The following is a 12,015-nucleotide window of genomic DNA, read 5'->3' on the forward strand; positions in this document are numbered from 1 at the left end:
CGGCTCAACTACTCGGACGGCGCCACGCGCCTGGCGAACGGCACACAGATGATCGCGCAGGCTGTCAACGCGGCAACCACCATCCAGGCTTCGTTAAGGGCCTGCACGGTCGCGGCGGTCTGCAGCAGCGGCTCCAGCATCTCCATCGCAGCACTGTCGACTGCGCCTTTGTTGGCCGCCATGACATCGAGCGGTATGCCGATGAAGTTTGCCGTATCCGTGTCTCCGGCTTTCAGCTTCTCGAGCAGCGCCTCACCGAGGGGTTCGGAGCGGGTGTAGATGATCGTATCGATCAGCGCGATGCCGATGGCGCCGCCCAGATTGCGCATCAGATTGAAAAGACCACTGGCGTCAGGAACCTTGGACAGCGCCAGCGTTCCCAACGCCAGTCGTGTCGGCGGCAGCAGGCAGAACATGATGGCGACGCCGCGCACGATCTGCGGCCAGAACATCGCGTCATAGTCGGACCGCGGATCCTGGAAGGCGCTCATGGCGATGCCGACCGCAAACATCGAGAAACCGATCGTGGACAGCAGCCGCGCGTCGAGGCGTTTTTCCAGCGCCACCGCAATCGGCGCGGTCACCAACTGCGCGACGCCGGTGACCAGCATGGTTGCGCCGATCTCCAGCGCATTGTGGCCCCGGACGAATGCGAGGAAAACCGGCATCAGATAAACCGAGCCGAACAGTCCGATCCCCAGAACGAAACTCAGGACGGAACCGATCAGGAAATTGCGATCACGAAAATTTCGGAGCTCCACCAGCGGAGGCGCGCGCAGCAGAGTCTTCCAGACAAAGGCTGCGCCGCAGAATGCCGACAGGCAAAAAAGACCGGTGATCGGAAGCGATGTCCATCCGTTGGTGGGGGCCTCTTTAAGGGCCAATTCGAGGCAAGCAAGGCTTACCGCCATCAGCAGCAGAGAAACGATGTCAAGCTGGCGAAGTTCGCCGAAGTCAAGCTTTTCACGAGGGAGCGAGACCACCGCGATCACGGCTGCGCCAATGCCGGGAATGACGTTGATCAGAAAAAGCCAGTGCCACGAGTAAGTCTCCGTCAACCAACCACCCACGATCGGCCCAACGGTGGGGGCAAGGACGGCGAGAACGCCGGCGATCGTCGTAGCGATGGCCTGCCGCTCCTTCGGGAACAACACGAAAACGGCCGAAAACACGGATGGGATCAAGGTTCCGCCTGAAAAACCCTGCAGCACCCGCCAAGACACCAGTTCGGTGAAGCTTCCGCTTACGGCGCAGCCGGCCGACGCTATGACGAAAACCGTCAGTGAGATGACGAACAGCCACCGCATGGTCAGAAAACGGGTCAGAAAGCCGGTGAGGGGTATCGCCACCACTTCGGCGATGAGATAGGCTGTCTGAATCCAGCTCATCTGGTCGGGGCCGATGTCGAGCGCCGACTGGATGGTCGGAAGCGAGGTCGCGACCACCTGAACATCCAGGATCGCCATGAACATCCCGACGCACATCGCCATGAACCCTGTCCAGATCAGCAGGGGCGAGGTCGTCTGCTGAAAGTCAGGGCTGCTGTGCATGTGATGATCCCGACAGGGCTGCGTTTTCCGCCCTGATGCGTATCGTGAGGACGAGCGCGTTGACGAGCGTGAAGACCAGCGCATAAATCGGCATGTCAAAGCAGAGTGGAAGAACTGCGATCTCGCCGATCACCACGACGTAATTCGGATGGCGCAAGAAACGGTAGGGACCAGCCGTGACCAGCGTCTCGCCGGGCACGACGATGATCCGCGTCGTCCAGCGCCGTCCGAGCGTAGACAGTGTCCAGAACCGCAAAACCTGAAGGCCTGCGAAAACGACCACCCAGCCCGTCTCGAGCGGGGCGTTCCAGGCAAAGAGCCACAGTCCGATCAGCCAAGCGGCATGCAACGATACGATCGTCGAATAGTGCGCAGCGCCAACCTCGCGCCCGCCTTTTGCGAGAAGGGCTCGGGTGTTGCGTCGTGCGAGCACGAGTTCTCCCAGCCGTTCCAGCGTCACCGCGGTCAAGAGCAGAATGGACCAGATCATGCCGCCGCCTTCAGCGACACGCCGCTGAGTGTGAAACCCGGACCCATCGCGGTGAGCATGGTGCGGTTTGGAAGGCCGGACTCAATCAGGCGATCCAGAACGAACAGGGCTGTCGGCGAGGACATGTTGCCGTAATCGGACAGTACGTCACGCTCATGATTGAGGCTTCCCTGACCCAGTTGCAGCGCCGATTCCAGCGCGTCGATGACTTTCGCGCCGCCGGGATGGCAGGCAAATCGATCGACGTCGCCGGATGTCAGGCCTGATCGTCCCAGAATGGTCGACATGGCGGGCGCGATATTGTCGGCGGCGAACGGCGGAATGGCCCGATCAAAAATCACGCCGAGCCCCTCGGGATCTACGCTCCAGCCCATGATGTCCAAAGTGTTGGGCCAGGTGTGCTGGCCGCTCATCTCCACTTCGGCAATACCGTCGTCAGTCGCGCGCAATACGCAGGCTGCAGCTCCGTCGCCAAACAGCGCGGTGGCGACGATATTCGCTTTTGTAAGCTTGTCGATGCGAAAAGCCAGCGTGCAGGTCTCGACGGCCACCAGCAGAACCACCGTTCCCGGGCGCGATGCGGCGAGCCGGCTTGCGATCGAGAAGCCGGAAACCCCGCCCGCGCAGCCGAGACCGAACACAGGAACGCGTTCGGCATCGGCGCGAAACCCGATTGTCGCGCTGATCTGTGCTTCGAGGCTCGGCGTCGCGATACCGGTTGATGTTACAGTAACAATCGTATCGACATCTGCCGCCGACAAGCCTGCATCCTGCAAGGCCTTTTCCGCGGCGGAAACGAAGAGAGCGCCTGCTCCGTCAATGAAAGCCTCGTTTCTGTCCGGCCAGCCCGGCGTTTTGAAATACCAGTCGAGAGGGCGGACCGCATATCGTCTGCGTATTCCCGAGCTCTCGAACACTTTCGCGAGGCGGTCGAAGTCAGCATATCTGGAGGAGAACGCCCGATGGGCGGCATATGCGACGTCTTGTTGAGCGATGGCGTACGGAGGGACCGCGGTCCCTATGGAAACAAGCTTCACGGACTGAGACATGAAAATTCCTGCTGAAGGCTTCAGGGCATGGGCCTGCTGCGCAAAAGCGGGTCCGACACAGGAACGTATTGTTTCGACAAAAGTTTCGCGAGGCGACGAGTTGAATTAGAGCTTCCTAAAGATGACGCTTTCAGTTTTTGCGGACTGCGCGAAGGAAGATCATTCGTTCACGCGCCCGACTTTTCGCATAAAATCCAGGACTGCACAGAAACGGATGTCGGTGTCTGCGAAAGCGTGGCAAGCGATGGTCGCTCAAGACATCTAAAACCACAAATCCCGCACGCATTTCCCCTGCGAGGGCAGATCGTCCCAACTGTCCAGCCCGTCGAAATGATCGATCGCCAGATCGGCGACATCCTCCGGCGGCGCGAGCCTGACATTCACCGCGATGCGCCTGCGACCGTCGGCTTGAAGTCTGAGACCTCGCCAGCTCACCACGCAGGCGCAAGATGGGCAGAACAGGATTTCGAGGCTGGGTTCTGTGCGGTCCACGCGCGCGTAAGACGCCGTCTCGCCGGTGATGGCGATGCGTTCGCCCTCGTGGTCATAGGCCCAGAGCGCGCCGTAGCGGCGGCAGAGCGTGCAGTTGCAGGCGGTGATCGAGCCGGGGTCGCCTCTCAGCGTGAAGCCGGTTTTGCCGCAATGACAGGATCCGATCAGCATGGGTGGTTTCCGCCTCCAGTAGGACGTCTCTTGCCCGCGTCCGACGGAGGATAAAGGCCATCGTCGAGATTTGTCGAGTGTGAGCAGCCACCCCGAGCGCTTACGCCCCCGCCTTGCGGTAAAGCGCCGCCAATTGATTGCGCGACGACGGCAGTTCCGGCACAACCACCATCATGTTGATCTGGCCGCGCTTGAAGGCGCGCAGGAACGGTTCGTAATTCCTGAAAGCGACGCAGCCATGCGAGCCGATCTGGCCGCGCAGCAGATTGGTGTGGGTGAGAAGCCCGGTGCGGTTCTTCGGATGGCGGCCGTCGATCGAGGTCATGCGGATGGCTTCGACGCCATAGAAGCGCTGTTCGCGCATCGACAGGCGATAGATGCCGGCGGGCGTCGGGCCGTTCATCTTCACATGTTCGAAGCGCGGATTGTCGCGCATGCGGCCGATGCCGGAATGGGCGCGCAGCTTGGTGCCGTCGGGCATGTAGACGGTGGCGTTGGAGACGTCGTAGATCGCCACCTTGGTGTTCTTGCCCGGCCAGCCGCGTTCGGCTGCGCCGCCGCCGAAGAGATCGCTGAACAGCGATCGCTTGGGTTTTTCGCGCGCGCTGTCCTGGCGGTCGTCGCGTGTTCTGGGTGCGGCGGGCTTGTCCTCGGCGGGCTTGCGCTCGATCGAGGCTGTCTCGATCAGAGGCTTGGCTTCCGGCAGCGGAACTTCGCGGGGCAGGGCCGTCTCGTCGCTCGTCTCTGGCTGCGCCAGCACGAGGTTGAAGGGCTTCATGTCGGGTTTCGGCGTGTCTTCCAGCATCGCCGCCGCCATGGAGGGCGTCTCGGTCGTCGCCGCCGCGAGCGCGATCGCCTTGGCTTTTTCCGCCGCCGCCGCGATCCTGGCCTGTTCGGCCTTCTTCTTCTGCTCGGCGAGCGCGAGCTGAGTGTCGATCTGGCGCTGATACGCGAGTCGGTCGGCGGCGGACGCCATCTGCGTCTGGTCGAGCGGCAGGCCGGCGAATGCCGACAGGCTCGAAAATTTGGCGATCTTCACCCGGCGTTCGCCGGCCGATGCCTCGGCTGCGGCGACCTGAACCGGGCGAGGGGATGGAAGAAACGTGTTCGGTCCTTCGGCCAATGTCCGGCGCGCATCGTGCATGGCGCCGACCATGGACGCCACCCCCCAGACCGACCCGGCCACCAGGCCGCCCAACACCACGGCGCTCGCCGCGAGCAGGAGGACAGGGCTTCGATCGGACCTTGCCGCGGAACGCGCAGACTTACTCACAGACGCCATGGCTACACTTACCCGAAACTCGTGACCCGACGCGACGGCGAAGCCGCCCTCGACGGGTCGTTACACATTTCGGGACGCACGGAGCCTGTGCCGCCGCGACCCGACCGAACCGGGTCAGAATGAACAATTATGGTAAGCAAACTCTAAACGTCGCCTCGATCTGATTGGGAATGTGCGGAATGGCGGTCGAAAGCGACCGGCGAGGCCTGCATGTCACGGGAATGCGGCGTGGGAATGGCTAAGAAAGCGTTTCGCTCTTGCGAGCCGCGCAGCGGGCAGGGCGCGCGCGACCCGGCGCGCGGGAAGACAAGACGAAGACGTCGTCGCCCCCTGCGGCAATCCGCCCTGCGGCGCCGCGTCTTCTCCGTTAAGCTCCATCTGTCAATTATCAACTCCTGCAAGCTCTAACAACACAAGGAGAGAGAGATGACGACGCTGGTGTACAACATCCCGGTTTTCGGCTGGGCGCTGCGCGAAGCTATGCGCGGGCCGGCGGCGACGAAACTTTTGTTCATCGTCAATCTCATCGCCTGCTGGCTGCTGGCCATCCTGGCCTTCGGTTACCCCGCCATCATCATCCCGGCGCTCGCCGCCGTGCCGTCGATGTTCGTGGCGCTGATCCTGATCACCTGGGACAGGTGACGTCGTCTCAGGGCTTGCGACAGGCGCTCTGTAGGCCATAATGGGTCTATTCCTCGACGCGTGAGCCCCCATGACCCGTCTTCACACCCCGCGCATGATGCTGTCGCCCTCAGAGCCGCAGGATCGGGATGATTTCATCGCGTTGGAGCGCGATCCCGAGGTGATGCGCTTTCTCAATGGCGGGCGTGATCTCGATCCCGAACGTGTCGATCCGGACGCCGATTATCTGATGCCGCGCGGAACGGAGCCCCATGTCTGGACCGGGCGGATGGCCGCGGACGGCGCATTCGTCGGCTGGTTCTGCCTGTGGCCGGACGATGGAAGGCGGGCGGAGCTCGGTTATCGGCTGCGGCGCGACGCCTGGGGCCGGGGGCTCGCCTCGGAAGGAGCGGTCGCACTTGTCGATTGGGGCTTTCGGGAGGCTGGATACGACACGGTCACGGCCTCGACGATGGCGGTCAATCACGCCTCGCGCCGGGTGATGGAGAAGATCGGCCTTCGTTACGCCCGAACGGAGCATCCACGCTGGCTCTATCCGATCCCCGGCGCCGAGCAGGGCGAGGTCTGGTATGAAGCGACCCGCGCATCCTGGCGCAGGCCGCCGTAATCATGAGCAAGAGCGGCGCCTCCGATACCCGAAGGCGCCGCGCCGGATATCAGAGCTGGCCGAGCAGCGTTTCGGCGCCCGAGGTGTCGGCCGTGCCGGGAGTGGCTTCGACATTCAACTGCGTCACCACGCCGTCTTTCACCACCATGGAATAACGCTTGGAGCGTAGTCCGAGTCCGCCGCCGGAGAGGTCGATGTCGAGACCCACGGCCTTGGCGAAATCGCCGTTGCCGTCGGCGAAGAAGCGGATCTTGCCGTCGCCGCCGGAGCTCTTGGCCCAGGTTCCCATCACATAGTGGTCGTTGACGGACACGACGGCGATCTCGTCGACGCCCTTGGCGAGAATTTCGTCACGCTTGTCGAGAAAGCCCGGCAGATGGTTGAGCGAGCAGGTGGGGGTAAAGGCGCCGGGCACGGCGAAGATGACCACCGTGCGCCCCGCGGCGAACTCGGCGCTGTCGATGTCGGCCGCGCCGTCGGCGGTCTTTTCCTTGAGCTTGACGGAGGGGATCTTGTCTCCGATGGCGATGGTCATGGGCGTCTCTCCATTGTTATGCGGGATTCTTTCGCGCGCCAATATAGGGCGCTCTCACTCCGCCGCAAGCGTGGTTTCCATCGCCCGCGATCCCGATTTGATCAGGATCGTCACATCCGCCGGGCCGCTCTCCGGCCGCCGCGTCACAGGCAGGTCGAGCACGCCTTCCCTGGGGCCGGTGGGGGTAAACTGAGCCGGTCCGAACGCCAGTCCGGCCGAAGGCGAGAGCGCGACCTCGGGCGTAGCGCCGGACGGCAGACGAAGCGTCAGTTGCAGGCTCTTTCCGTCGTCGCTCATCCGGCTCGCATGGATGCCGAAGTCGTCGGACGGCGTTTCCGGCAGCGCCGAACGCGCCGTGGCGAGGGCCATGAATTCGTCGCTTTCCGGGCGCGCCTCGGGACTGAGCGCGAGCTCGAACTCGGCCTGGAAGGGCAGGCAGATCTCCTTGCACAGTCCGATCATCACCGTAGCCTTCAGTCGAGCGGGTGCGGCGGGCTTCGCGCTGGTCAATTCCAGCATGACGCCGACGGCTTTGTGATAGCCGTAGAACCGCCCGCCTTCGTCCTGGCCGATCTCGGGCGCGGGAAAGCGGGTTGAGGAGAGCGTCACATTGTCGGATCCCCGGATGTCCACCAATGGCGGCAGTCCCGCTTCGCCCGGATGTCGCCAATAGGTTTTCCAGCCCGGCGCGGGCTCGATCTGCAGCGCCGCATCATAGCCGCCATGCTGATTGGGCAGCGCCACCAGCCGCATGCGGCCGCCGTCCGATTCAGCCCATCGGCTCGCAGCGGCATGCGCCGCAGGCGCGGCCAGGGCCGCGATCGCCAGGGCGCCGAGCGCCGTCTTCAAACCCGTCATACTCTGCTTTTTCATCACGCCGTCCGCACAAATGATCGTTCTTGATCGATTACGAAAAAAACCGATGGAACGCATCTTCGACCTTTTAATTTCACCATGAATTGATAGGCTGGGATCATGGTGGATATTAAGACGCTCAAGAGCAAAGGCGAACGCGGTTTTCTTGACGGTCACTTCCTGATCGCCATGCCGGGAATGGCCGACACGAATTTCGCCCGCGCCGTCGTCTATATCTGCGCCCATTCCGATCAGGGCGCCATGGGATTCGTCATCAACCAGCCGCAGCAGATGACCTTCGTCGACATTCTCCTGCATCTCAAGGTGATCGGCGACGAAGACGCCATCGTCCTGCCGGATGCGGCCCGCAGCATGCCCATCCAGCGCGGAGGACCAGTCGAAACCGGCCGCGGATTCGTGCTTCACAGCGACGATTATCTGACCCAATCCTCGATCCCCGTCAGCGACGAGATCTGCCTCACCGCCACCGTCGACATCATCCGCGCCATGTCGCGCGGCAAAGGCCCGGCCAAGGCGGCGTTGATGCTGGGCTATGCCGGCTGGGGCGCCGGCCAGATCGAAACCGAAATCGCCAACAATGGCTGGCTGACCTGCCCGGCGGACGAGACCCTGATCTTCGACCGCATGCTCGACGGCAAATACAATCGCGCTTTGGCGCTGATGGGCGTCAATCCGGCCATGCTGTCGATGGAAGCGGGCCATGGGTGAGGGGCGCTGACCTGGGGGCTGGGCGGACGACGACATCTTGACATTCCAGTCGACCAAAACCATCTCAGTGTCACGGAGCGCTGAACTGGCTGAGATAGCCTCCCCCGCCCGAAAGGGTCTACGCGCAAAGCGGGATATGAAAGTGGTTGCCAGACGCTGAAAAAGGTCCATCGGGGCCTTTTTCTGTTATTGGGGTGGGAAGCGTGGCATTTCTCCACGCAGGATTTAGCAACTGCCACCGTGAACTTCATTTCGCCCGTGATCGCAATTTTATCCTGTCTCGTCCATTCGTAGGCGCTGACGACAAACAATTCCGGTCGCCTGCCTCCCGCACGCCGCAATGTAAAAAACACCGGGTAAACTTTGCCGTCGTCGGTCGTTATGCGCACAAGGTTACCTTGCTGGTCCAACATATTCGGCGCTGAGGCAGTTTGAGAATGATCGAAGGTAACCGCTTGCTCAGTTCATAGCGTGTCGGCGAGAAAGATCGCTGTTCATGTGAAGAGGCATAACCTGTCGTGATGACGCTGGAATGTTTGGTCGCATCGAACGTTTCTGTAAAGCAATGATCGTGAAACCGAACGCTGACAGTGGCCTCGGTATCGCCGCCCTTCGGCAGGACGGTGAACTCGAATGGTTCAAGATGCGATAAGTCTATCGCGAAGCCATTAATGTCGAGCGGAAGCCAGTACGCCATCCCAACTTTAAGGTGATGGAGTTGCCGAATGCAAGCTCAATTGCTCAACACTACCCCTTCCGCGTCAGCGGAAAGCGCTCTCTCAAAAGCCGCGACACCGCATCGGCGCCGATCGGCGGGCCGAAGTGGAAGCTCTGGCCGTAATGGCAGCCCATCTGTCCGAGCTTGATGGCGTCTTCCTCGCTCTCGATGCCTTCGGCCACCAGCGTCATGCCCAGTTCGACGCCCATGGAAACGATGGAGCGCAGAAGCACGTCGCGCTTGTCGCTCTGGTCGCGCACCAGCGCCTGGTCGATCTTGATCGTATCGAACGGAAAGCGGGTGATGTAGCCCAGCGAGGAGAAGCCGGCGCCGAAATCGTCGAGCGACAAGCCGATGCCGGAATCGCGGATCTTCTCGAGCACGAGGCGCGATTGCTCCGGATTTTCCATCACCACGGTTTCGGTCAGTTCCAGCTTCAGCCGTTTCGGCGGGCAGCCGGCGCGGTTGAGCGCGCGTCTGATGTCGTCGGTCAGAGCGCTGTTGATCAACTGGGCGCTGGAGAGATTGACCGAGACGAAATAGGGCACGTCGCCGGTTTGCGCCAACCAGCCGGAGAGGTCGCTCGTGGCGCGCTCGATGGCGAACTGGCCGAGATCGCCGATGAAATTGGCGTTTTCGGCCAGCGGAATGAATTCGCCCGGCGGCACATTGCCCCGCTTGGGATGGTCCCAGCGCATCAGCGCCTCGAAGCCGACGATTTCGGCGTCCACCAGCCGCACGATGGGCTGATAGACCATAGAGAGCTCCTTGCGTTCGATGGCGCGGCGCAGGTCGCTTTCGAGTTGCAAGCGGTCTGACACCGCCATGCGGAAGGCGGGCTGGAACGGCTCGACGCGGTCGCCGCCGGATTTCTTGGCGCGATACATCGCCAACTCCGCGTCGTTGAGCAGGCCCTCGGCGGAGATGGACGGATCGGTCCAGGAGGCGACCCCGATCGAGGCGGTCAGGATGATCTCCTGATTGGCGAAATTGATCGGCGCCGACACCGCCTTCACCACCGCGTCGGCGAAATCGGCGATGCGCTTGGGATCGCTTTCCGAGACCAGCACGATGCCGAATTCATCGCCCGCCAGACGCCCCAGCGTATCCTGCGGCTTGAGCAGCCGCCTGAGACGGCGGGTCAGCGCGATCAGGATATTGTCGCCGGCGGCGATGCCGAGGGAATCGTTGACCTGTTTGTAGCGGTCGATGTCGATGGTCAGCACCGTCGGCATCAGCTTTTCTTCCTGACCGGTCAGCGCCAGGATCGATTGCAGGCGATCGAGGAACAGCTGTCGGTTCGGCAGGCCGGTGAGATTGTCGTTGAGCGCGTCCGACAAGAGTCGGTCGACGATGTTCTTCTGTTCCGTCACGTCCTGCACCACGCCGACGCAACGCGCGATTTCGCCGTTTCCAGCCAGCACCGGCCGCGCCTTGATCGACAGCCAGTGATACTGGCCGTCCTCGGCGCGAAGGCGGAAATCATGGCAGAGCCGGCCTTTTTTCTGGGCGAGCAGGATGTCGAGCGTGGCGCGGAAACGGTCGCGGTCGTCGGGATGCAGGCGCGGCAGCCAGTTGCGCGCCGGCCCATGCAGGGCGCCGGGCGTCGCCCCCAGCCGAAGCGCGATGTCGGGAATGGTGGTCACGCGGTCGCGGCTCACATCCCAGTCCCAGATCGTCTCGCCGGAGCCGGTCAGCGCCAGCGACTGGCGTTCGAGATCGGAGAACAGGCCCTGCTGATAGGCGCCGCCGGCAAAGGCGTGCTGGATCACGGTGAAGCCGATCAGCAGCACGATCAGCACCAGGCCGAAGGCCAGGGCCGGCTGCACGATGTCGTTGTCGAGCTGTCCCGTCACCGCCAGCCAACCGCCGAACAGCCATGCGATGATGGTCAGCCAGGAGGGGATCAGCAGAATGGCGCGATCATAGCGTCGGAAGCCGAGGAAGACGATCAGCGCCACGCCGACGACCGCCGTCAAGCCGAAGGACAGGCGCGCAATGCCCGAGGCGATCGATGGATCATAGATCGCCACTCCGAACAGCGTGCCGAGACCGAGAACCCAGGCGAGCGTCGCATAAGCGAGATTGGCGTGCCAGCGACTGAGATTGAGATAGGTGAACAGGAAGATCACCAGTCCCGACGCCAGCGCCACTTCCGCGCCCGCCCTCCAGATGCGTTCGTCGAGCGTGTTGTCGCCGAACAACTGTTCGAGAAAGCCGAAATCGACGCAGACATAACCGAGCACCGCCCAGGCGAGCGCGGCGGTGGCCGGCAGCATCGAGGTGCCCTTGATGACGAATAGATTGGTGAGAAACACGGCCAGAAGGCCGGCGATGCCCAGCACGATGCCGCGATAGAGCGTAAACGCGTTGACCGTGTCCTTATAGGCCTCCGGCTCCCAGAGATAGAGCTGCGGCAGCTGCGGCGAGGTGATCTCGGCCACGAAGGTGATGACGGCGCCCGGGTTGAGCGTGATCGCGAACACGTCGGCGTCGTTGGACGGCACGCGATCGAGCGCGAAGCCTTCCGACGGCGTGATCGACAGGATGCGGTCGGACCCGAGGTCGGGCCAGAACACATGTGAATTGACCAGCCGGTAATGGGGCGCGACGATCAGTCGTTCGAGCTGTTCGTCCGACACATTGGCGAGCGCAAACACCGCCCAGTCGCCGTTGTGGCCGGGGGAGGAGGCGCGCACCTCGATGCGGCGGACGATGCCGTCGGTGCCGGCGGCGGTCGACACCTGGAAGGCCTCGCCCTGGTTGGCGTAGATTTCGGCGATCTTGGTGAGATCGAGCGCCTTGTCCTCGCGGGAAATCTTCACCGGCTCCAGCGCCAGCGCCGACAGGGTCGTGACCGCGAGCGCCATGAGCGTCAGCAGGCAAAACAACATC

11 protein-coding genes are annotated in these 12,015 nt (G+C 62.6%); 3 read left to right on the plus strand and 8 right to left on the minus strand.

The genetic code is table 11. The features are described 5' to 3' along the window. Window positions 1-8: 8 nt before the first annotated feature. The 5 genes from OCK01_RS12505 to OCK01_RS12525 form a co-directional block, all read right to left on the minus strand. Window positions 9-1,550, minus strand: a complete 1,542-nt coding sequence (locus OCK01_RS12505; RefSeq protein ID WP_263824190.1) for a DHA2 family efflux MFS transporter permease subunit — start codon at window positions 1,548-1,550, stop codon at window positions 9-11. Then, a complete protein-coding gene (locus tag OCK01_RS12510; protein WP_263824191.1) occupies window positions 1,534-2,040 on the minus strand; it encodes an isoprenylcysteine carboxyl methyltransferase family protein in 507 nt (168 codons plus the stop codon). The genes OCK01_RS12505 and OCK01_RS12510 overlap by 17 nt, the downstream gene beginning before the upstream one ends. Further along, window positions 2,037-3,089, minus strand: a complete 1,053-nt coding sequence (locus tag OCK01_RS12515; protein WP_263824192.1) for a type III polyketide synthase — start codon at window positions 3,087-3,089, stop codon at window positions 2,037-2,039. The genes OCK01_RS12510 and OCK01_RS12515 overlap by 4 nt, the downstream gene beginning before the upstream one ends. 261 nt (window positions 3,090-3,350) lie before the next feature. Next, a complete protein-coding gene (locus tag OCK01_RS12520) occupies window positions 3,351-3,752 on the minus strand; it encodes a GFA family protein (protein WP_263824193.1) in 402 nt (133 codons plus the stop codon). 100 nt (window positions 3,753-3,852) lie between these two features. Continuing rightward, window positions 3,853-4,956, minus strand: coding sequence for a DUF2778 domain-containing protein (locus OCK01_RS12525; protein ID WP_263824194.1), 1,104 nt, complete (start codon window positions 4,954-4,956; stop codon window positions 3,853-3,855). A gap of 504 nt (window positions 4,957-5,460) precedes the next feature. Here OCK01_RS12525 and OCK01_RS12530 point away from each other — a divergent pair. After that, window positions 5,461-5,676, plus strand: coding sequence for a hypothetical protein (locus OCK01_RS12530; protein WP_182827135.1), 216 nt, complete (start codon window positions 5,461-5,463; stop codon window positions 5,674-5,676). A 70-nt stretch (window positions 5,677-5,746) separates the two neighbouring features. Further along, a complete protein-coding gene (locus OCK01_RS12535) occupies window positions 5,747-6,283 on the plus strand; it encodes a GNAT family N-acetyltransferase (RefSeq protein ID WP_263824195.1) in 537 nt (178 codons plus the stop codon). Between the two features lie 49 nt (window positions 6,284-6,332). Here OCK01_RS12535 and OCK01_RS12540 read toward each other — a convergent pair whose 3' ends face one another. Next, the gene (locus tag OCK01_RS12540) at window positions 6,333-6,818 is read right to left on the minus strand and encodes a peroxiredoxin (protein WP_263824196.1); all 486 of its coding nucleotides are present in this window, start codon (window positions 6,816-6,818) and stop codon (window positions 6,333-6,335) included. A 54-nt stretch (window positions 6,819-6,872) separates the two neighbouring features. Next, complete coding sequence (locus tag OCK01_RS12545; protein WP_263824197.1) at window positions 6,873-7,691, minus strand: protein-disulfide reductase DsbD domain-containing protein; 819 nt, start codon at window positions 7,689-7,691, stop codon at window positions 6,873-6,875. A gap of 105 nt (window positions 7,692-7,796) precedes the next feature. Between OCK01_RS12545 and OCK01_RS12550 the strand changes: the two genes are divergently transcribed. Next, window positions 7,797-8,402 (plus strand): YqgE/AlgH family protein, encoded by a 606-nt coding sequence (locus OCK01_RS12550; protein ID WP_263824476.1) that lies wholly within the window; start codon window positions 7,797-7,799, stop codon window positions 8,400-8,402. Between the two features lie 747 nt (window positions 8,403-9,149). Here OCK01_RS12550 and OCK01_RS12555 read toward each other — a convergent pair. After that, a complete protein-coding gene (locus OCK01_RS12555) occupies window positions 9,150-12,014 on the minus strand; it encodes an EAL domain-containing protein (protein WP_263824477.1) in 2,865 nt (954 codons plus the stop codon). Between the last annotated feature and the right edge of the window lies 1 nt (window position 12,015).

It is taken from the genome of Rhizobium sp. TRM95796 (assembly GCF_025779995.1).
Classification (GTDB): domain Bacteria; phylum Pseudomonadota; class Alphaproteobacteria; order Rhizobiales; family Rhizobiaceae; genus Rhizobium_E.